This window comes from Rhodococcus sp. BL-253-APC-6A1W, from assembly GCF_012843405.1.
Classification (GTDB): domain Bacteria; phylum Actinomycetota; class Actinomycetes; order Mycobacteriales; family Mycobacteriaceae; genus Rhodococcus.
Window position 1 is genome coordinate 247957 of the sequence record NZ_JABAFB010000003.1, and the last position, 21622, is coordinate 269578.

Sequence of the window (21622 nt, forward strand, 5' to 3'; positions counted from 1 at the left end):
GATACATGAGCAACCCCACCGCGTCCGCCCGTTCCGATACCGCGCCGGTCACCGTGGTGCATCTCGGGTCGATCGGGTACCTCGAGGCGTGGGAGCGGCAGCGGGAGATCCTCAACGCCCGCGCCGACGGCACCGGGTCCGACACCCTGCTGCTGCTCGAACACCCCGCGGTCTACACCGCGGGCCGGCGCACCGAGGACGGCGACCGTCCCACCGACGGCACCCCCGTCATCGATGTCGACCGGGGCGGAAAGATCACCTGGCACGGTCCCGGCCAGCTTGTCGGATATCCGATCATCAAACTCGCTGAGCCCATCGACGTCGTCGGGTACGTACGCCGGATCGAGCAGGCACTCATCACGGTGTGCACCGACCTGGGACTGACGTGTGGCCGCATCGAGGGACGCTCCGGGGTATGGCTGCCCGGGGAACTGCGCGACGGGCAGTGGGTGCCCGAGCGGAAGATCGCTGCGATCGGGATCCGCGTGCAGCGCGGCGTCACGATGCACGGCTTCTCGCTCAACTGCAATTCCAGGCTCGATGCGTTCGACTCGATCGTGCCGTGCGGAATCCGCGACGCCGGTGTCGCATCACTGACCGGGGAACTCGGCAGGGAGATCACGATCGACGACGTCACCCCGGCGGTGACCGAGGCCGTGCTCGATGCGCTCGACGGACGGATTCCCGTCACCACATCCGACATCGACCGGGTCACCTTCGAGGAAGCCGCCGCCGCGGCCGAAGGCTCCTCACGCGCCCCGGAATTCACCACTGTGCAGTTCTGACCGGCGGCGCTCCCCGACCGGGTCACGGTGTGAGCGCGGGCGTACGATCGAGGACGTGACTGTGGCCCCAGAAGGACGCAAACTGCTGCGGATCGAGACCCGAAACGCTCAGACGCCGATCGAACGTAAACCGAACTGGATCAAGACCCGGGCGAAGATGGGCCCGGAATACACCGAGCTCAAAGGCCTTGTACGACGCGAGGGCCTGCACACGGTCTGCGAAGAGGCCGGGTGCCCCAACATCTACGAATGCTGGGAAGACCGTGAGGCGACGTTCCTGATCGGTGGTGAACAGTGCACGCGGCGCTGCGACTTCTGCCAGATCGACACCGGCAAGCCCGCGGCACTCGACCGTGACGAACCGCGCCGTGTCGCCGAATCCGTTCAGGCGATGGGCCTTCGATACTCGACGATCACCGGCGTTGCCCGCGACGACCTCCCCGACGGCGGCGCGTGGCTGTACGCCGAGACCGTGCGGCAGATCCACGAACTCAACCCCGGCACCGGTGTCGAGAACCTGATCCCCGACTTCAACGGCAAGCCCGACCTCCTGCGCGAGGTGTTCGAGTCCCGTCCCGAGGTACTCGCTCACAACGTCGAGACGGTGCCGCGGATCTTCAAGCGCATCCGCCCGGCCTTCCGCTACCAGCGGTCGCTCGACGTGATCACCGCGGCCCGCGAATTCGGTCTCGTCACCAAGTCGAACCTCATCCTCGGAATGGGCGAGACGCCCGAGGAGGTCACCCAGGCGCTGCACGACCTGCACGACGCCGGGTGCGACATCATCACCATCACGCAGTACCTGCGGCCGTCGCCGCGGCACCATCCCGTCGAGCGGTGGGTCAAGCCCGAAGAGTTCGTAGCGCACTCCGACACCGCCCGCTCCATCGGGTTCGCCGGCGTGATGGCCGGTCCGCTGGTGCGCTCGTCGTACCGCGCCGGCCGTCTCTACGCGCAGGCCATGGCCCATCACGGCCGCGAACTGCCCGCAGCACAGGCGCACCTCGCCGAGGAAGGCACCGCATCGCAAGAGGCGGGCGCGGTCCTCGCCCGATTCGGTAGCTGACGCTCTGGATCGGCGACGCTGTCCGGTCGGCCCCGGTGGTGGCGAATGCGCCACCACCGGGGCCGTATCCTTGTGGGTATGGCCAAGGGCAGTAGCAGCGACAAGGAAGCGAAGGCTGCGGCGAAAGCCGCACGGAAGCAGGCGTCGAAGGAGCGTCGCGGCCAGTTGTGGCAGGCGTTCCAGATTCAGCGCAAGGAAGACAAGCTTCTCCTTCCGTGGATGATCGGGACGCTCGTCGCATCGATCGTCGTGTTCTTCCTCATCGGTTTGATCTTCGGGATCCAGTGGTTCCTGTTGCCCATCGGAATTCTCGTGGGCGTGCTTCTCGCGTTCATCATCTTCGGGCGCCGCGTCCAGAAGTCGGTGTACACGAAGGCCGACGGACAGGCCGGCGCAGCAGCCTGGGCACTGGACAACCTTCAGGGCGCCTGGCGCGTCACGCAGGCGGTCGCCGGGACGACGCAGCTCGACGCGGTCCATCGCGTCATCGGCCGCCCCGGCGTCATTCTCGTCGGTGAAGGCAACCCCGGCCGGGTCCGGGGCCTCATGGCTCAGGAGAAGAAGCGCGTCTCCCGCCTCGTCGGCGACACGCCGATCTACGAAGTGATCGTCGGAAACGACGAGGGACAGGTCAAGCTCTCGCAGCTCCAGAAGCACCTGTCGAAGCTTCCCCGCAACATCGACACCAAGCGTATGGACACCATCGAGGGTCGTCTCTCGGCGCTGAGCACCAAGAAGACCGGACCGGCCATGCCGAAGGGTCCGCTGCCCGCCGGCGCGAAGATGCGCAGCGTGCAGCGCACGATCCGTCGCCGCTGACCCCGCATTCCCTCCGTTCCACGCAAAGGCCGCCTCGATCCACTGATCGGGGCGGCTTTTCGGTGCGGTCAGGGACGTCTAGCGGGCGCGGACGATCGCGGTACCGGTCGCGCGGTCGTGCAGGCCGCGGCCGTCGACGTCGGTGACGGTCGCGGGGACGACGAACACGATCAGCATCTGGCGTGCGAGCGCCCGGACGATACCGACCCGGACGGGCGCGTCCACGCGAGCGACGCGCACGCCGGCGAGGAACTGGCCGGGGGTGAACGAGAACAGCGCGACGGTCACGACGCCGACGACGAACCAGATGATCAACGTGTATCCCGAGAGGCGGGAGCTTTCGAGCGGGTTCTCGCCGACCAGGCTCGCCGCGATCGCCATCGACAGGAACCAGTCGAGCGACAGTGCCAGCACGCGGCGCGCCGTCGACACGAGAGACCCGGGTCCGTGCTGGGGAAGGCCGAGCAGTTCGCCGGAGTACGCCTGCTCTTCCTGCTGCCCCTTCGGGAGCGCCGCGGAAGGTCCGGAAAGCCAACTGCCCGTCATACGTGCCATACGTCCAGGATAGGCTGGTCGCTGCGGACCACCATGATCCCATGCACCGGCGGTGACCTCTACCACGTTTCTGCCCTGACAGCAGGGGCAATGCGAGCCGTAACACCGTCGAAACATAGGTTTGATGGGCGGGCAACACCAGGTCCATACCGTCTGATCCGACGCAGGCGCCCCAGCACCATGGCGCGCACCGACTGAAGGAGCACAAGCGTGGCGTTCACCACGGCCGAAGAGGTCATCAAGTACATCGCGGACGAAAACGTCGAGTACGTGGATATCCGCTTCACCGACCTGCCCGGCATCGAGCAGCACTTCTCGATCCCGGCGAAGGCGTTCAATCAGGACGTCTTCGAGGACGGCCTGGCCTTCGACGGCTCGTCCGTGCGTGGCTTCCAGTCCATCCACGAGTCGGACATGCTCCTGCTTCCGGACGTGACCACTGCGCGCATCGATCCCTTCCGTGCCGCCAAGACGCTCAACGTGAGCTTCTTCGTCCACGACCCCTTCACTCGCGAGTCGTACTCCCGCGACCCCCGCAACGTCGCGCGCAAGGCCGAGGAGTACTTGGTCAGCACCGGCATCGCCGACACCGCGTACTTCGGCGCCGAGGCCGAGTTCTACATCTTCGACTCCGTGTCCTACGACTCCAAGATGAACGGCTCGTTCTACGAGGTCGATTCCATCTCCGGCGCCTGGAACACCGGTGTGGACTACAACGCCGACGGCACCCCGAACCGTGGCTACAAGGTTCGCCCGAAGGGCGGCTACTTCCCCGTTGCGCCGTACGACCACTACGTGGACCTGCGCGACGAGATCTCCACCAACCTGCAGCTCGCGGGCTTCGAGCTCGAGCGCGCCCACCACGAGGTCGGCACCGGCGGACAGGCGGAGATCAACTACAAGTTCAACACGCTGCTCTCGGCTGCCGACGACCTGCAGCTGTTCAAGTACATCGTCAAGAACACCGCGTGGAAGAACGGCAAGACCGCCACCTTCATGCCGAAGCCCCTCTTCGGCGACAACGGCTCGGGCATGCACGTGCACCAGTCGCTGTGGAAGGACGGCAAGCCGCTGTTCCACGACGAGTCCGGCTACGCGGGTCTGTCCGACCTCGCCCGCTGGTACATCGGCGGCATCCTGCACCACGCGCCGTCGCTGCTCGCGTTCACCAACCCGACGATCAACTCGTACCACCGTCTGGTGCCGGGCTACGAGGCGCCGATCAACCTCGTCTACAGCCAGCGCAACCGTTCGGCCGCGGTCCGTATCCCGATCACGGGCAACAACCCGAAGGCCAAGCGCCTCGAGTTCCGCGCGCCCGACTCCTCGGGTAACCCGTACCTGAACTTCGCCGCGCAGATGATGGCCGGCCTGGACGGCATCAAGAAGAAGATCGAGCCGATGGCTCCGGTCGACAAGGATCTCTACGAGCTTCCGCCGGAGGAGGCCAAGAACATCCCGCAGGCTCCGACGTCGCTCAACGCGGTCATCGACCGCCTCGAGGCCGACCACGAGTACCTCACCGAGGGTGGCGTGTTCACCACCGACCTGATCGAGACCTGGATCTCGCTCAAGCGTGAGCAGGAAATCGCTCCGGTCAACCTGCGCCCGCACCCGTACGAGTTCCAGCTGTACTTCGACTGCTGAGTCTCGTGATGCGCTGACGGCCGAACACTCCCCTGGGAGCGTGTCGTCAGCAAGACTTCCGCGGTAGTTTCGAGAACTGGTCCGCTTGCCCCACGTCGGGCGAGCGGACCAGTTTCGTTATCCTGCAGTCTTTCTGATCGCGGTGATCGCGGCGAGGGGCCTGTGGTCGTTCCGGGTGCGTGTATGTGTCTCCACGGTCCGGAAGCCGGCCCTGTCCAACTCATGGCCGAGTTCGGCGGCAGGCCACCGATAGGCGGTTGTCACAGCATGTTCGAAGGCCTCGAGGGTTGGTCCCGTGAAGAAGCCCACCAAAAGCCCACCGCCCGGCCGGATTACGCGCGCAAATTCGGCGAGCGGAGTCCGGATGTCCCGCGGGCAATGGTGAATGAGCGAGAACCAGGACAGCACACCTCCCAGCGACTCCGCCGCAATGTCCAGTGCGTCCAAGGTGCCGACCCCGAACGAGAGATCCGGATAGTGCTCACGAGCGCGCTCGACGAATTCGGGAACGAGATCGACGCCGCTCACGGCCAGTCCGCGCCCGGCCATGAAATCCGTCCACTGACCCGGGCCGCATCCGGCGTCGAGCACGGGACCGGAGACAGTGTCGGCCCAGCTGCCGATCAGCGCCCGGTCCAACGGATGCGCCGACGCCGCGGAGCCGAAGAGATCCGCATACTCCTGGGATCTGGCCGAGTACGACTCGCGGACGGTGTCGACGACGGGTGTGCTCGCGTTCTCCATACCGCCATCATCGGTGATGGGTCGGCGTATCTGCTCCTGCCTGCATAGGCAAGTCTTGTAATCCCGGCACCGACGGGGGGACCCCGACACTCACCGCGTCGCGCGCCTCGACCCTGCTGCCGCGGGGTCACGGACGGCCGGCAGCACGGCGAGGATCCCGAGCGCGCCGGCAACTACGAAGGCGAGGACCGGTGATGCTCCCAGCAGCACTCCGAGCGCTACCGAACCGGCCGCCTGCCCGACCGCCAGGGCGATGAACAGCACGACAGTCCCCTCGGCGGCGAGATCCGGCACCACCCGCACCGCCCAGACGATGAGGACCCCGCTCATCGCGGTGTAGCTCGCCCCGAACGCTGCCACCGAGACGTACGCGGCGGGTGGTATGCCGGGAGCCACCCCGAGAAGGACGGTCGCTGTCGCCATGACCGCGGTCGTGGCGACCCAGGCAATCCGCAGGCTCCAGGTCTGCACGATCTTCCCCGCGGCGGCGCCGAGTATCCCGAATGCCCCGAGGACCATCCAGGCCGCGATGGACAGTGTCTCGTCGCCTGCTCCGGAATCGGCCATCACCGAGCGCCCGAAGGTCCAGATCGCGGCGCTCGACGCACCGGCCAGCGTCGCGGCCACGAGCGGACGGGCGAGGGCAGCCACGTCGTCGGCTTTCACCCGAGACGGACGAGCGGACCGACGGCGACGCGGCGTCGACCGGTCGGCGCGCAGAGTTGCGACCGTTGCGAGCCCAGCCGCGAGCGCGATGACCAGCCATCCGACACGCCAGTGCCCGGCGGTCAGGATCAGAAGGATGCCCGCGACGACGATTCCGGCGCCGGTGCCGGCGTTGACGATGGTCTGCGCGTTCTCCTGCCGCGCGGCGGCGACGTTGCGTTCGATGAGAGTGACGAGCCCCGGAGTCGCGAACCCGGCACCTGCCCCGGCGACGATCACGCCCAGCGCAAAGAGGCCGACGTGCGGTGCCAGCGCAACGCCTGCGGCTCCCACGGTTGCCGTCGATCCGGCGCAGACCACGACCAGGCGGGGGCGCGCACCGAGACGCGTGGCAGTCAGAGCCGCACAGCAATAGGAGAGGAAGCTTCCCGCCTGAACGGCTCCGGCGAGGGTGGAGCCCATCTGGAAGGTCTCGGTGAAGCGTGGGAGGAAGAGTCCGTAGCCGAAGCGCGCCAACCCGTAGGTCGCCGCGATCAGAGCCATGCCGCTGACCACGAGGGTTCGCATCGCACGTCCGACCGAGCCGGAACCAGAACGCTCGTTACAGTACTCCGAAACGGAGCCTCTGTCAGAACGAGCGTTACAGTGGGATGGTGTCCGTAGCCCAGCGATCCCCCGCGCGCACCCGACTGCTCGACGCGGCCGAGAGCATGCTGTTCGACCGCGGCATCCGCGCCACGTCCGTGGACGAGTTGCTGCGACGCGCCGAAGTCTCGGCAGCGACGTTGTATGCGCAGTTCGGCAGCAAGGACGCACTCGTCGCCGAGGTATTGCGGCTTCGGCTGGCGGACTGGCAGGCCGTATGGGACCAGCACATCATCGCGGCCGACGACGACACGTCGCGGTTGCTGGCACTGTTCGACGCCCTTGCCGACTACCGCGACACACGCGGCGCTCCCGGGCGCTGGTGCGCCTTCCTGGCCACCGCCACCGAACTTCCCGACGCGACGGACGACATCCGCCGGATCCTTTCCGCGGACACCGAACTGCTCACCACCCGGCTTCTGCACTTCTCCAGTCCTCTGGCCGGGGCACGTGCCCAGGATCTCGCCGACGAGGTGCTCATGGCCTACAACGGCACCCTCGTAGCGTTCCTCCGCGGCCGGCCGGCGGCGCCGATCGAGACCGGACGCCGACTGGCCGCTGCGGCAGTCCGGGTCCACAGCCAGGGCTGACCGCGACCGCGCGGGCTGCTTGCGCGACGGATCGGCCGAAATCGCGACTCATTCCAGAAACGTGGGTCATAGTGGTCTGGTGCCCACCTCGAGGGAAGCAGCACAGCAGTTGCGCGCAGCAGGTCTCCGCGTGACGCGCCAGCGAGTCGCTGTCCTCGACGCCGCCGGTACACACCCGCACGCCGACGCCGAGACGATCTTCGACACGGTGCGCACCGCGCTTCCCGGCATTTCTCGCCAGACCGTCTACGACGTACTCCACGCGATGACGTCACGGGGGATGCTCCGGCGGATCGAGCCGTCGGGATCCCATGCGCGGTACGAGGCCCGCGTCGGCGACAACCATCACCATCTCGTCTGCCGGGCGTGCGGAGTCATTGCAGACGTGAACAGCGCGACCGGTGACACACCCTGTCTCACCGGGTACGACGACGGCGATTTCGCCGTTGACGAAACCGAGGTCGTCTTCTGGGGTCTGTGCCCCGGCTGCTCCTCATCGGCAGCTTCGCGACCACAGCCCTGAATCTGTCCGATCCACCCAGATCCGGAAGGAACCCGCAGTGTCCGAAAGCGAAAACCCGGCAGTCCCCTCCCCCAAGCCGCAGCCCCATCGCCCCAGGACCGCCCTGGACTGGTGGCCGGATCAGCTGGACCTCCAAGTCCTGCACCAGCACTCCCCTATGGCCAACCCCATGCCACCCGACTTCGACTACCGGAAGGAGTTCGAGAACCTCGACGTCGACGCGCTCCGCCAGGACCTCATCGCGCTGATGACCGACTCCCAGGACTGGTGGCCCGCAGACTTCGGGCACTACGGCGGCCTCTTCATCCGCATGAGCTGGCACTCCGCGGGCACGTACCGCATCGCCGACGGCCGGGGCGGCGGAGGCAAGGGCGCGCAGCGCTTCGCTCCGCTGAACAGCTGGCCCGACAACGTCAGTCTCGACAAGGCGCGTCGGCTGCTGTGGCCTATCAAACAGAAGTACGGACGCAGCCTCTCGTGGGCCGACCTCATCGTCTTCGCCGGCAACTGCGCCTACGAGTCGATGGGATTCAAGACGTTCGGGTTCGCATTCGGCCGCGAAGACATCTGGGAAGCCGACGAGGTGTTCTGGGGCCCGGAGGACACCTGGTTGGGCGACGAGCGTTACGCCGGCGAGCGCGAACTGCAGGGCCCGCTGGGCGCGGTCCAGATGGGGCTGATCTACGTCAATCCGGAAGGCCCGAACGGTAATCCGGAGATCCTCGCGTCGGGCCGCGACATTCGAGAGACGTTCGCCCGTATGGCGATGAACGACGTAGAGACCGCCGCGTTGATCGTCGGCGGCCACACCGTCGGCAAGACGCACGGTGCTGCGCCCGCCGACAATCTCGGTCCCGAACCCGAAGCTGCGCCGCTGGAACAACAAGGTCTCGGCTGGAAGAACTCGTACGGCACGGGCAAGGGACCCGACACGATCACCAGCGGACTCGAGGTCATCTGGACACCCACCCCGACGAAGTGGGACAACACCTTCCTCGAAATGCTGTACGGGTTCGAGTGGGAAAAGACCAAGAGTCCTGCCGGGGCGTGGCAGTGGACACCGAAGGACAACGCCGGGTCGGATATCGTGCCCGATCCGTTCGATTCGGCGAAAAAGCATGCGCCCGGCATGCTCACGAGCGACCTCGCGCTGCGATACGACCCGATCTACGGCGAGATCACCCGGCGCTGGCTCGACCACCCCGAGGAACTCGAAGCCGAGTTCGCCAAGGCCTGGTACAAGCTGCTGCACCGCGACATGGGACCGCTCTCGCGGTACCTCGGGCCGTGGATCCCGGAGCCGCAGCTCTGGCAGGACCCGGTGCCCGACGTCGATCACGAGCTGATCGGCGACGACGAGATCGCGTCGCTCAAGAGCACGGTCCTCGACTCCGGGCTGACCATCCCGCAGTTGGTGGCCACCGCGTGGGCGTCGGCGGCAAGTTTCCGCGGCACCGATATGCGCGGCGGCGCGAACGGCGCACGTGTCCGCCTCGAGCCGCAGAAGAACTGGGAGACCAACGAACCTGCCCAGCTGAACGCGGTGTTGCCGGTGCTCGAACGCATCCGTGACGACTTCAACAGCTCGGCGACGGGAAACAAGAAGGTCTCGCTCGCGGACCTGATCGTGCTCGCGGGTAGTGCTGCGGTCGAGAAGGCAGCCAAGGCGGCCGGACACGACATCACGGTGCCGTTCGCTCCGGGCCGGACGGACGCGTCCCAGGAGATGACCGACGTCGAGTCGTTCTCGGTGCTCGAGCCGAAGAGCGACGGGTTCCGCAATTTCCTGCAGGGCGGGGAGAAGCTTCCTCCGGAAAAGCTGCTCCTCGAACGTGCGAATTTCCTGACACTGACCGCCCCCGAGATGACGGTGCTCGTCGGCGGGCTCCGTGCCCTCGGAACCAATCACGGCGGCAGCAACCACGGCGTGCTCACCGATCGGCCTCAGGTGCTCACCACCGACTTCTTCCGTAATCTGCTCGACATGGGCACGGAGTGGAAGGTGTCGGAGTCGTCGGAGGGGATTTACGAGGGCCGCGCGCGCGGAACCGACGAGGTCAAGTGGACGGCGACCGCCGTCGATCTGGTGTTCGGCGCGAACTCCCAACTGCGGGCGCTGTCCCAGGCGTACGCCACCGACGACGCGCAGCCGCAGTTCGTCCAGGACTTCGTGAAGGCGTGGACCAAGGTGATGAATCTCGATCGGTTCGATCTGGCCTGAGCCGTCCGGGAACGGTGCCGCCGGACGGCACCGCGACACCGAAGCCACCCGTCGCACTTCGGCGGGTGGCTTCGTCGTGTGGGGGCCGTGTGGCCGGTGCCGAGGCGAAGCGGCGCGGGGACCCGCCGCACCGGCGTACCCTTGTAGTGCCGTGAGGGTGACTTCGATCACGCCTCAGGTGATGGAGAACGTTTTCTTTGCGTCGGGGCAAAGACAGGGATACGCCGCCTGCGTCACGGCACCGGATTCTCCGGTCGCCGCGTCCGTTGCCGACGCGACGCCTGTCGTTGCGTATCCGGTCGTCGTGCGAGACCGTCCTGCGCGTTCGGCCCTGTCGAACCCGGGCTCGTGCCCGGCCGAGTACCTCCGAACGACATGTCTCCCGGAGGAGATCGTGATGCGCAGAAACATCCTCAGGGCTGCGGCATGCTCTGCCGCCCTGCTCATAAGCACTATCGGCGCCGGTGTGGCCGGTGCCCAGACAGATATCTCGACCGTCGGAATGTCCCAGGAGCAAGCCGAAGCAACACTGTCCGAGGCCGGCGTCGAATACATCATCCTCAGCCGCGCGGGCAGCACCCTGCGGAACTGCAACGTGACCGAGCAGCGCGACCGCGGCTACGACACCGAAGTCGAATACTCGTGGGACGCCGACGCCGAAGAGTGGGACAAGACCGAGACGGAGGTCTGGCGCGGGGTTGCCCTGGTCGTCTTCTGCGACTGACCCCCGCCGCCGTCAGGCACCGAACACCCGCTCGACCACTGCTCGCGCACGACGGGTCACGCGCAGATAGTGGTCGAGATACTCCGAGGCGTCTTCGCCCTGCCACCCTGTCACTCTCGCGACCGCTGTGAGAAGCCTTCCCGGACCCGGCAATTGGTCGGCGCGCTTACCCCGGACGAGCACCAATGCGTTGCGTGCACTGGTGGCGGTGATCCACGCGTCGCGCAGCAACTCCACATCCCCGGCGCTGATCAACTCGGCCGCACCGATCGCGTCCAAGGTCTCGAGCGTCGACGTGTTGTGCAGCGCCCCGATGTGGTGCGCGTGCTGCAACTGCAGCAACTGCACCGTCCATTCGATATCGGCAAGTCCCCCGCGGCCCAGCTTCGTGTGGGTGGCGGGGTCGGCTCCGCGGGGGAGACGCTCCGAATCGACGCGTGCCTTGATCCGGCGGATCTCGCGGACCGCCTCCTGAGACAGCCCACCCTCCGGGTAGCGGACCTTGTCGATCATGCGCAGAAAGCGCGTGCCCAGGTCTGGGTCGCCGGCGACAGCGTGCGCCCGCAGGAGCGCCTGCACCTCCCACACCTCGGCCCACTGGGTGTAGTACGCCTCATAGGAGGTGAGCGTGCGCACCAGCGGTCCGCTACGGCCTTCCGGCCGCAGGTTCAGGTCGACCTCGAGCGGCGGATCGGTGCTCGGCGCGCCGAGGAACTTGCGGACCTGTTCGGCAACGGTCGTCGCCCATTTCACGGCGTCGGTGTCGTCGGCGTCCGCGTGCGGTTCACAGACGAACAGCACATCGGCGTCGGAGCCGTAGCCCAGTTCGGCACCTCCGAGACGACCCATCCCGATCACGGCGATGCGCGCGGGGGCCGGTCCCCGTGAGCTTTCCGACGCGCGAATGACGGCGGTGAGTGCGGCCTCGAGCACCCCGGACCACACCGTCGACAGTGCTTCGCACACCTGGGGGACGTCGAGCATCCCGAGGATGTCCGCACTCGCGATCCGGGCCAGTTCGGCGCGGCGCAACGAGCGGGCGGCGAGGATCGCACGCGCCGGGTCGCCGTAGCGGGACGACGACGCGACCAGCGCGCGGGCGACTTCCGGAGGCTTCGGTTCGAGCAACCTCGGACCGTTCGGGCCGTCGGCGTACAAGCGCAGCACCTCGGGCGACTTCACGAGCAGGTCCGACACGTACGCCGACGATCCGAGCACCGTCATGAGGCGTTCCGCCACCGCCGGCTCGTCGCGGAGCACCCGCAGGAACCACACGGTGTCGTACAGCGCGTCGGACAAACGGCGGTAGGCCAGCAGTCCGGCATCGGGATCGACTGTGTCGGCGAGGTATTCGAGCAGTTGCGGAAGCAGCATCGCCTGGATCCGCGCCTTACGGGACGCGCCGCCGGACAAGGCTGTCAGATGGTCGAGCGCGTGCGAGGGCGCGCTGTACCCGAGGGCGGCGAGCTGACGGACGGCCGCGTCGGGCGAGAGCCGTACGGCCTCCTTGTCGAGCTTGCTCACCGACTCGAGCAACGGCCGGTAGAACAGTTTCGCGTGCAGTTTCCGCACCCGCGACGAGTTGCGCTTGATCTCGGATTCCAGCACGCCGAGCGCATCCTTCCGCCCGTCCGCACGCATGTGCGACGCACGGGCGAGCCAGCGCAGCGCCTCCCGGTCGTCCGCGGGCGGCAGCGTGTGGGTGCGCTTGAGTCGCTGGAGCTGAAGGCGGTGCTCGAGCAACCGGAGGAACTCGTACGACGCGCGGAGGTTCGCGGCGTCGTCGCGGCCGATGTAGCCGCCGTCGGCGAGCGCACCGAGCGCCTCGACCGTGTTCGGGACCCGCAGCGACTCGTCGACGCGGCCGTGTACGAGTTGGAGCAACTGGACGGCGAATTCGACGTCGCGGATGCTGCCGCGGCCGAGCTTGAGTTCGCGTTCCTGCAGTTCTGCGGGCACCAGGTCCTCGACGCGCCGGCGCATCGCCTGGACTTCCGGGACGAAGTCCTCGCGCTCGGAGGCCGTCCACACCATCGGGCTCAGCGCCTCGACGTACCGGCGGCCGAGATCGAAGTCGCCGGCCATCGGCCGGGCCTTGAGGAGCGCCTGGAACTCCCATGTCTTGGCCCACCGGTTGTAATACGCGATGTGCGACTCGAGGGTGCGCACCAGCTCACCGCTCTTGCCTTCCGGGCGTAGGGCGGCATCGACCTCGAAGAAGGCGGAGGTGCCGATACGCATCATTTCGCCCGCGATCCGGCTTGCGCGCGCATCCGCGGGTTCGGCGACGAAGACCACGTCGACATCGCTGACGTAGTTCAGTTCCCGCGCTCCGCATTTACCCATGGCGATGACCGCCAGGTGGATCGGGCACGGCTCGTCGGGAACCACCGTCGTCACGGCGACCGCGAGAGCCGCGGTGAGGGCGGCGTCGGCGAGGTCGGCGAGCAGCGCCCCGACCTCGAGGTACGGAACGACCGGCTCGTTCTCGACGGTCGCCGCGAGGTCGGCCGCCGCGATGATCATGAGCTGGTCGCGATAGGCGGTCCGTAAGGCCGCGACCGCCGCGGGACCGGTGATCTCTGCGCGGTAGAGCAGGCGGCCGACGCGACCGCCCGGCTCGGGATACCCGCCGACGCTGTCGAGCATCCTCGCGGTGAAGGTGTGCTTGTCCGGCAGATCCAGGGAACCTTCGAGCAGCCGCCAGCAGGCAGGATTCGCGACCACGTGGTCACCGAACGCGGACGACGCCCCGAACAGGCCGAACAGCCGGCCGCGCAGGCCCTTGTCGGCACGCAGCGCGGCATCGAGTTCGGCCCAGCCTTCGTCACCGAGACTGTCTGCGAGGCGCGCCAGGGTCCGCAGCGCCAGATCCGCATTGGCGGCGCGGGACAGCGCCCACAGCAGTTCGACGCTGTCGGCGTCGTTCCAGCCGAGCCGTTGCAGCTCTTCTGGCGCGGTCGGCTCGACGAGGCCGAGCCGACCGGGAGCCGGGACAGTGGAACGAGAAGTCGGCGGTTTCACCACCACATCATCCGCCATCGCCGGCCGATTACAGCCCCAGGTACTGCTCGAGCTCGAAAGGCGTGACCTGGCTACGGTAGTTCTCCCACTCGCGCCACTTGTTCCGCAGGAAATAGTTGAACACGTGCTCGCCGAGCGTTTCGGCGACCAGCTCGGACTTTTCCATCTCACGAAGTGCGATGTCGAGATCGGTGGGCAGCTCGCGGTACCCCATCGCGCGACGCTCCGCCGACGTCAGCGACCACACGTCGTCCTCGGCCTCGGGAGGGAGTTCGTAGCCCTTCTCGATGCCGCGCATGCCCGCCGCGAGGAGCAACGCGAACGACAGGTACGGGTTGCACGCGGAGTCCGGGGTGCGGATCTCCACCCGGCGCGACGACGCCTTGTTGGGCGTGTACATCGGGACACGGACCAGAGCCGAGCGGTTCGACGGTCCCCAGCACGCCGCGGTCGGCGCTTCGCCGCCGTGCACGAGACGCTTGTAGGAATTGACCCACTGGTTGGTGACGGCGCTGATCTCGCCGGAATGCTCGAGGATGCCGGCGATGAACGCCTTGCCGGTCGCCGAGAGCTGCAGCGGGTCGTCGGGGTCGTGGAAGGCGTTGGTCTCGCCCTCGAACAGCGACATGTGGGTGTGCATGGCCGAGCCCGCGTGCTCGCGGAACGGCTTCGGCATGAAGGTGGCGCGCACGCCCTCCTGCATCGCGATCTCCTTGACCACGTAGCGGAAGGTCATGACGTTGTCCGCCATGGACAGCGCGTCGGCGTATCGCAGGTCGATCTCCTGCTGGCCGGGAGCCGTCTCGTGGTGGCTGAACTCCACCGAGATGCCCATCGACTCGAGCGCGTCGATGGCGTGGCGCCGGAAGTGCGGGGCGGACCGGTGGACGGACTGGTCGAAGTAACCGCCCGTATCGGCGGGCACCGGCGCGGCACCCTCTTCACCGTTCTCCACGAGGAAGAACTCGATCTCGGGATGCACGTAGCAACTGAAGCCGAGGTCGGACGCCTTGTTGAGCTGACGCCGCAGCACGTGCCGAGGATCGGCCCAGCTGGGCGTTCCACCCGGCATGGTGATGTCGCAGAACATGCGCGCGGAGTACTGGTGGCCCCGGTCGTCGGTCCACGGCAGCACCTGGAAGGTTGTCGCGTCCGGGCGGGCGACCATGTCGGCTTCCGAGATCCGGGAGAATCCCTCGATCGCCGAACCGTCGAACCCGATGCCCTCTTCGAAGGCTCCCTCGAGTTCGGCCGGGGCGATCGCCACGGATTTCAGGGTGCCGACGACGTCGGTGAACCAGAGACGAACGAACCGAATGTCGCGCTCTTCGAGGGTGCGGAGCACGAACTCCTTCTGGCGATCCATATCCGCGAGAGTAGGCATCATCCGTTAATTCCGTGTTACATACGCGCGTTGGGACAGTGGCGTGTCGCTCACATCGTGCCGGATTCAGCAGTGAGGATCGGTTTCGGGGACCTCGAGATCGATCAAATACCTGGTCACAGCGTCGTCGACGCATTTCTCGCCGTCGAGCACGACCGTGTGCTGGGTCCCGTCGAAACTCAGCAGCGCACCGCCGAGATGACCCGCGAGCTCGACTCCCGCGAGATACGGGGTCGCGGGATCGGCGGTAGTGGACACCACGAGCACGGGAGCCAGACCGGACAGGTCCGCATCCTCGCCGTCCACGGTGGGCGGGACGCGCCAGAAAGCACACGTGTCGAGAGCGGCGGAACCGTTGCCGCGCCCGTCGTCGAGGAACGGCGCCGCCTCACGGAACCGGGTGTCGAGTTCTCCGGCGAGCACCCGGTCGGTGACGGGTACGTCGTCGACGCATCGCACCGCGTCGAACGCGGCGGTGATGTTGCTGTAGGTGCCGTCGTCGCCGCGACCCTCGTACAGGTCGGCGAGCCGCAGGAGCGTGTCGCCGGTACCGCTGCTCGCAAGCGAGTCCAGTCCGCCGCGCAACGAGCCCCACAAGGACGGTGAGTACAGCCCCTGCTGGACCCCGGTGATCGCGTCGCCGTAGCTCAGGCCGCGGGGGTCGGTGGTGGGCGCGGGTGTGTCGAGCAGCGGGCCGACGAGGGCGCGGAACCGGTCCACTGCCGCCGCAGGATCGTCGCCGAGCGGGCATCCGTCGTAGTCGGCGCAGTAGCGCGCGAACTCCTCGAACGCGCGCTGGAAGCCCTCCGCCTGCAACACGATCTCCTCGACGGGATCCTGGTCCGGGTCGATGGCACCGTCGAGCACCATCGCCCGCACCCGGTCGGGAAACGCTGCGGCGTACTCCGCGCCGAGCCTGGTGCCGTACGAGTAGCCGAGGTAGGTGAGCTGATCGTCGCCGAGCACCCCGCGCACGACATCCATGTCGCGCACCACCTCGCGGGTGCCGACGTGCGCCAGCACCTCCGGCCCGGTGCGCTCGGCGCACAGATCCGCGTACTCCCGATTGAGTTTCTCGGCTCGCGCGATGCCCTCACTGGTGGTGTCGCCGGGGTCGAGGGCGCGATCGGCGTCGGTCTCGGCGTCCGTGCCGCACACGATCTGCGGTTCCGAGGCGCCGATTCCCCGCGGATCCATCCCGATGACGTCGAAGCGCTCGGCGAGCGGGGTGCCTTCTCCGGCCAGCGCGAGCGACAACCCCGACGCGCCCGGCCCGCCGGGGTTCGTCAGCAGTGAACCGATCCGGTCCCCGCCGGCCCGGGACCGCGACAACGCGAGCGAGACGGTCTGTCCGTCGGGATCGTCGTACTCGAGCGGCACCGTGATCCGGGCGCACTCCACACCGTTGAGGGCAAGGTAGCGACCGTCGGTTCCGTATCCCGCGCACGACTCCCACCGCACCGCCTGGCGGTAGAACTTCTCGAGTTCGCCCGGCACCGCGACATCCGACGGCGGCTGCGTGCTGTTGCCCGGCGCCGAGCAGCCCAGGACGGCGAGACCTGCGACAACGGCGAGCGAGACGAGGCGGAGAACGTGCATACGGGGGGACATCGACACCCGACGATCGTCCCATGAGCCGACAGAGCGCCGACGCTGTGACCAATCGCACCGCCACGTGGTGTTTGTGCAGCGACCTGCGGTGGCAGACTGAGACGGTCATCACCCAACCCGGGGACCCCTAGGGCCTCGAGGCAGAAAGGGACAGCGATGTCCGACAACATGACGTCCGTATACGGCGGCGCCGCTCCCGCCGATACCCCCAAGCGCAAGACTCGAGTCCATCACTTGCAGGCGATGAAGGCCGAAGGCCGCCGCTGGGCGGAACTGACCGCCTACGACTACTCCTCGGCCCGAATCTTCGAAGAAGCCGGGATCCCGGTCCTCCTCGTGGGCGACTCCGCAGCGAACGTCGTCTACGGCTACGACACCACCGTTCCGGTCACCGTCGACGAACTGCTCCCCCTGGTCCGCGGCGTCGTGCGGGGCGCGCCGCACGCTCTCGTCATCGCGGACCTGCCGTTCGGTAGCTACGAAGCGTCTCCCGAACAGGCTCTCGCGACGTCCATCCGGTTCATGAAGGAAGGCGGCGCCCACGCCGTCAAGCTCGAAGGCGGCGAACGGGTCGCCCCGCAGATCGCGGCGATCACCGCGGCCGGCATCCCCGTGCAGGCGCACATCGGTTTCACCCCACAGTCGGTCAATACGCTCGGCGGGTTCCGCGTCCAGGGCCGCGGTGACGGTGCCGAGCAGCTCGTCGCCGACGCGATGGCGGTTCAGGAAGCCGGCGCATTCTCCGTCGTGATGGAGATGGTGCCTGCCGAACTGGCCGGTCAGGTCACGGGCAAGCTCACCATCCCGACGGTCGGCATCGGCGCCGGAAGCGAATGCGACGCGCAGGTTCTCGTGTGGCAGGACATGGCGGGCTACACCAGCGGCAAGACCGCGAAGTTCGTCAAGAAGTTCGGTGCTGTCGGCGACGAACTGCGTCGCGCCGCGTCCCAGTACGCGCACGAGGTGGCCGAAGGCACGTTCCCCGGTCCCGAGCATTCGTTCTGAGCAGACGCCCTCGACGCAACGGCAAGCCCTTCCTGCGGTATGCCGCGGAAGGGCTTGCCGTTGTGTGACGTTCGTCCCCCGGTTCCGGCGGGGCGGCCTCACCGCACCCTCAGGATTCGGTGGCACACTCGACGGCGACCACGACCCGAGCCGCGACAGACGAGGTGTGAATCCATGAACCGATTACGACAGGTGCCGGCTGCGGCCGCCATCGCAGCCGCCATGATCGGCGTTCTCGGGGCATGCGCTCCGGCGCCCGAATCCGGGCAGACCGGTTCCAGCACAGAACTGTCGTCGTCTACCGAGGCGACCTCCTCGGCAACGCGGTCTCCGCAGTCCGGTGACGCCGGCGTCACCGAGGGTCAGGCGGAAGATCTGTGCACCCGGCTGGAGGCGCAACTGTCGCCGTGGCGCACGTACACCCCGTCGGTCGGCCGCGGTGGGCTCAACATCCTCATCGGCGAATGGGCAGGGGCCAACGGCGTCGACCTCCTCGCACTCGCCGGTGATCGGGCACGGATCGACACGATCACGTCCGAGCAGTGCCCCGAGGTGCGGCAGGAAGCGATCACCGCACTCGAAATTCCCGATCTCGCATCCGGTCTCGTCGGCTTCTGATGAACGAGCGCCGCGAGCTGTATCCGCCGCTGGAACCGTACGAGCAGGGCATGCTCGACGTCGGTGACGGTCAGCAACTGTACTGGGAGGTCAGTGGCAACCCCGCGGGCAAGCCTGCGGTGTTCCTGCACGGCGGGCCCGGCGGCGGCGTGTCGCCGATGCAGCGCCGGTTCTTCGACCCCGATGCCTACCGCATCGTGTTGTTCGATCAGCGCGGTTGCGGCCGATCGCTCCCGCACGTCGCAGACGGGGCAGACCTGTCGGTCAACACGACCGACCATCTGGTCGCCGACATCGAACGACTGCGCACCCACCTGGGCGTGGAGCAGTGGCTCGTCTTCGGTGGCTCGTGGGGATCGACCCTCGCGCTCACCTACAGCCAGCGACACCCCGACCGCGTCACCGAACTGGTGTTGCGCGGAATCTTCCTGCTACGGCGCAGCGAGATCGACTGGTACTACAACGGCGGTGCGGGAGAGGTGTTCCCCGATCTGTGGGAGGGATTCACCGCACCACTCGCCGCGGCGGAACCCGGGGAGCATCCCGTCGACACCTATCACCGTCTGCTGCACTCCCCCGACCCGGACGTGGCACTGGACGCCGCGATCGCATGGTCGACGTGGGAAGGCGCCACGAGCACGCTGCTACCCCATCCCGACCGCGTTGCGGAGACCTCCGAACCCCGGTTCGCCCTCGCGTTCGCGCGGATCGAGAACCATTACTTCTACCACCGTGGTTTTCTCGAGGACGGTCGGATTCTGCGCGACGCGCATCTGCTGCACCGCATTCCCGGGGTGATCGTGCAGGGCCGCTACGACGTAGTGTGTCCGGCGCGCAGCGCATGGGATCTGCATCGGGCCTGGCCACAGTCCGATCTGCGCATCGTCGACGATGCCGGTCACGCGGCAACCGAACCCGGTATCACCCATGAACTCCTGGAGGCCACGGACCGGTTCCGGTAGTCCGCCGTCGGTTCAGGCGGGCAACCGCCCGAAACCGACCACGGCGCCGTCGCCCTCCCAATCGAGGGTGTGGACGCGAATCTTACCGAACTCGTTGCCGCCCACGGTGGTTGCGGTGCTGCCCTCCACCGCGATCACGATGTTGGTGTGTTCACGCTGCCCGAAACCCAGTGAGCTGTGGTAGAGCACCACGTCGCCGACGGCGGGGCGGTAGCCCGATCCGGAGGGTTCGAAGCGGCCGGTCTGCTCGTAGTACTCCCCGAGCGTGTACACCCCCGGGATACGCCAGTGACCGGAATGCGGATTAGCCAGGGGCACACCGGCTTCCCGCATGATCCAGCTGACGAAGTCCGCACACCACGGCTCCCGGACGTCCTCGGAGTAGAACGTCCCGGGCCGTTGCGCGTCGTGCTGATCCTCGAGCAACTCGACGATCTGCACCTGCGTCGGTGACAGCGCCGACGTGTCCACGTCCGGGAACGATGCACTGTCCCAGGGGAACAACCTGTTGGGGGCACTCCACCACACGGTCGCGGCAACAAGAGCCACGGCGACCACCACGACCGCCGTGATCGCCGCGAGCGGTCGGCGCCCGACGGTCCGTTCAGGGTTCACAGGCGAACTGCACTCTCCGGGACGCCGGGTCGGCGAGTACCAGGCGGACCGTGACGCGCTGTCCCTCCGCGGGTGTGCCGGTGCATTGCGCGATCACCGTCTCCGACGGGATGAAGATCTCGGCGTCGCGTCGCTCGGTGGCGTCCTTCAGGACCGTGGCGTCGAAGGTCTCCCCCACCCGCGACGACAGCACGACCGCTTCGGCGAGGTCGATGCACGCGCGCCCGACCTTGCCGGCGAGCGAATCGGACGAGGACATGATCTTCGGCAGCAGACCCAGGGTGTCGCGCACATCGCCGGGCAACTCGGTACCCGAGGACACCGCAAGGCACACCTCGGTGGCGTAGCGGTCGGACAGCCGGCGCAGCGGCGCGGTGACATGCGCGTAGGCGGCGCCGATCGCGCCGTGCACCGTCAGTTCCGGCAGTTCCCCGTCGAATGCGACGTAGGACGCGCCGCGCAGCAGCGTCGGCGCCTCGCTCATGAGAACGAGCGTGGTGGGCAGATTCGCGTCGAGACCGGCGAGGAAGGCGCCCACCGACATGCCGCCCGGCCACTCGACGCCCAGCGAACAGGCGGTTCGGCGGAGAGAGGCGACAGCGTCGGGATCGGCGGGCGGCAACGTGCGCAGCAGCCCGGTCTTCGCGTCGATCATGATGCGCGCCGCGCACATTCCGGTCAGCAACGACACATGCGAGTTCCAGTCGTCGGCCTCGGTGCGCGGTTCGATGTCGAGTCGCCAGCCGTCACCGTCTTCGACCACGTCCTGCTCGGGGAGTCTCAGTTCGATCGCGCCCCGTGCCCGCGCCGCGACTTCGCGCAACCGCCCGAACTCGGGTAGCGCCGCGATCGACGGATGGAGGGTGCCCGCATCGGCATCGCGCTGCACACCGGCATAGTCGAGTCGCGCCACCGAGCGGACGCGGGCCCGCGACACGGAGATTGCGACGGGCTCTGCGTACTCGTCCATCTCGATGCGCCACAACACGGCCGGTCGGACCGCGCCCGGGAGCAGACTGGCCGCGTTCTCCGACAACACCCGCGGGTGCAGCGGCACCGACCCGTCGGGAAGGTAGAAGGTCTGCGCGCGGCGGTGCGTCTCGAGATCCAGCGCACCGCCGGGTTCGACGACCGCGTACACGTCGGCGATCGCGTAGTGGAGCACGAATCCGGTGTCGGTGCGCTCGAGGTGGAGTGCCTGGTCGAGGTCCATCGAACCGGGTGGATCGATCGTCACCACGGGCAGATCTGTGCGATCGTCGCGCTCCGAAGCGAATCTGTCGGTCGCCGTCCGGGCCTCTGCGAGCGCCTCGTCGGGGAATTCGTCGACGAGGCCGAACTCGGCGCGGACACCGGTGAAATCGATCTCCGGTGCGACGACGATGGGTGTGGTCACCAAAGCGGCGGGGCTCCTCGTC

General features: G+C 67.6%; 19 protein-coding genes. 11 read left to right on the top strand and 8 right to left on the bottom strand.

All coding sequences use genetic code 11. The features are described 5' to 3' along the window. Nucleotides 1–5 precede the first annotated feature (5 nt). The 3 genes from lipB to HF877_RS05795 all read left to right on the top strand — a co-directional run bounded on the left by lipB (nt 6) and on the right by HF877_RS05795 (nt 2670). Nucleotides 6–785 (top strand): lipoyl(octanoyl) transferase LipB, encoded by a 780-nt coding sequence (gene lipB / locus HF877_RS05785; RefSeq protein ID WP_169620216.1) that lies wholly within the window; start codon nt 6–8, stop codon nt 783–785. Between the two features lie 55 nt (nt 786–840). Next, the gene (gene lipA, locus HF877_RS05790; protein WP_169620217.1) at nt 841–1851 is read left to right on the top strand and encodes a lipoyl synthase; all 1011 of its coding nucleotides are present in this window, start codon (nt 841–843) and stop codon (nt 1849–1851) included. A 78-nt stretch (nt 1852–1929) separates the two neighbouring features. Continuing rightward, nucleotides 1930–2670, top strand: coding sequence for a DUF4191 domain-containing protein (locus tag HF877_RS05795; RefSeq protein ID WP_169620218.1), 741 nt, complete (start codon nt 1930–1932; stop codon nt 2668–2670). A 78-nt stretch (nt 2671–2748) separates the two neighbouring features. Here HF877_RS05795 and HF877_RS05800 read toward each other — a convergent pair whose 3' ends face one another. Beyond that, nucleotides 2749–3225 carry an RDD family protein gene (locus HF877_RS05800; RefSeq protein ID WP_169620219.1) on the bottom strand — a complete coding sequence of 159 codons (477 nt, stop codon included), beginning with the start codon at nt 3223–3225 and terminating at the stop codon, nt 2749–2751. A 210-nt stretch (nt 3226–3435) separates the two neighbouring features. Between HF877_RS05800 and glnA (HF877_RS05805) the strand changes: the two genes are divergently transcribed. Beyond that, entirely contained in the window at nt 3436–4872 is a 1437-nt protein-coding gene (gene glnA / locus HF877_RS05805) for a type I glutamate--ammonia ligase (RefSeq protein ID WP_169620220.1), read from the top strand. A 117-nt stretch (nt 4873–4989) separates the two neighbouring features. Here the strand turns inward: glnA (HF877_RS05805) and HF877_RS05810 are convergent, their stop codons facing one another. Together HF877_RS05810 and HF877_RS05815 are read right to left on the bottom strand one after the other, a co-directional pair. After that, entirely contained in the window at nt 4990–5616 is a 627-nt protein-coding gene (locus tag HF877_RS05810) for a class I SAM-dependent methyltransferase (RefSeq protein ID WP_169620221.1), read from the bottom strand. A gap of 90 nt (nt 5617–5706) precedes the next feature. Further along, on the bottom strand, nt 5707–6849 hold the full coding sequence (locus HF877_RS05815) for an MFS transporter (protein WP_169620222.1): 1143 nt from the start codon (nt 6847–6849) through the stop codon (nt 5707–5709). 86 nt (nt 6850–6935) lie between these two features. Between HF877_RS05815 and HF877_RS05820 the strand changes: the two genes are divergently transcribed. The 4 genes from HF877_RS05820 to HF877_RS05835 all read left to right on the top strand — a co-directional run bounded on the left by HF877_RS05820 (nt 6936) and on the right by HF877_RS05835 (nt 10985). Beyond that, nucleotides 6936–7517 (top strand): TetR/AcrR family transcriptional regulator, encoded by a 582-nt coding sequence (locus HF877_RS05820; protein WP_169620223.1) that lies wholly within the window; start codon nt 6936–6938, stop codon nt 7515–7517. Between the two features lie 79 nt (nt 7518–7596). Then, on the top strand, nt 7597–8040 hold the full coding sequence (locus tag HF877_RS05825; protein WP_169620224.1) for a Fur family transcriptional regulator: 444 nt from the start codon (nt 7597–7599) through the stop codon (nt 8038–8040). Between the two features lie 37 nt (nt 8041–8077). Continuing rightward, the gene (katG, locus tag HF877_RS05830) at nt 8078–10261 is read left to right on the top strand and encodes a catalase/peroxidase HPI (protein ID WP_346765072.1); all 2184 of its coding nucleotides are present in this window, start codon (nt 8078–8080) and stop codon (nt 10259–10261) included. A 397-nt stretch (nt 10262–10658) separates the two neighbouring features. Then, nucleotides 10659–10985: a hypothetical protein gene (locus tag HF877_RS05835; RefSeq protein ID WP_240952035.1), complete on the top strand. Its 327-nt coding sequence runs from the start codon at nt 10659–10661 to the stop codon at nt 10983–10985. Between the two features lie 12 nt (nt 10986–10997). On the opposite strand, the gene HF877_RS05840 is transcribed toward HF877_RS05835, so the two are convergent. From HF877_RS05840 to HF877_RS05850, 3 genes are all read right to left on the bottom strand, one after another. Beyond that, nucleotides 10998–14012: a bifunctional [glutamine synthetase] adenylyltransferase/[glutamine synthetase]-adenylyl-L-tyrosine phosphorylase gene (locus tag HF877_RS05840; protein WP_169620388.1), complete on the bottom strand. Its 3015-nt coding sequence runs from the start codon at nt 14010–14012 to the stop codon at nt 10998–11000. Between the two features lie 25 nt (nt 14013–14037). Then, the gene (glnA, locus tag HF877_RS05845; protein WP_169620225.1) at nt 14038–15375 is read right to left on the bottom strand and encodes a type I glutamate--ammonia ligase; all 1338 of its coding nucleotides are present in this window, start codon (nt 15373–15375) and stop codon (nt 14038–14040) included. Nucleotides 15376–15459: 84 nt separating this feature from the next. After that, on the bottom strand, nt 15460–17004 hold the full coding sequence (locus HF877_RS05850; RefSeq protein ID WP_240952082.1) for an alpha/beta hydrolase: 1545 nt from the start codon (nt 17002–17004) through the stop codon (nt 15460–15462). A gap of 156 nt (nt 17005–17160) precedes the next feature. On the opposite strand from HF877_RS05850, the gene panB reads away from it, so the two are divergent. From panB to pip, 3 genes are all read left to right on the top strand, one after another. Further along, nucleotides 17161–18009, top strand: a complete 849-nt coding sequence (gene panB, locus HF877_RS05855; protein WP_169620226.1) for a 3-methyl-2-oxobutanoate hydroxymethyltransferase — start codon at nt 17161–17163, stop codon at nt 18007–18009. A gap of 174 nt (nt 18010–18183) precedes the next feature. Beyond that, nucleotides 18184–18627, top strand: a complete 444-nt coding sequence (locus HF877_RS05860; protein WP_169620227.1) for a hypothetical protein — start codon at nt 18184–18186, stop codon at nt 18625–18627. Continuing rightward, nucleotides 18627–19589 carry a prolyl aminopeptidase gene (gene pip, locus HF877_RS05865; protein WP_169620228.1) on the top strand — a complete coding sequence of 321 codons (963 nt, stop codon included), beginning with the start codon at nt 18627–18629 and terminating at the stop codon, nt 19587–19589. Before HF877_RS05860 ends, pip begins: the two co-directional genes overlap by 1 nt. A gap of 12 nt (nt 19590–19601) precedes the next feature. Here pip and HF877_RS05870 read toward each other — a convergent pair whose 3' ends face one another. Then, nucleotides 19602–20162, bottom strand: a complete 561-nt coding sequence (locus HF877_RS05870; protein ID WP_346765081.1) for a CHAP domain-containing protein — start codon at nt 20160–20162, stop codon at nt 19602–19604. A gap of 31 nt (nt 20163–20193) precedes the next feature. Further along, entirely contained in the window at nt 20194–21603 is a 1410-nt protein-coding gene (locus HF877_RS05875) for an RNB domain-containing ribonuclease (RefSeq protein WP_169620230.1), read from the bottom strand. Nucleotides 21604–21622: the final 19 nt, after the last annotated feature.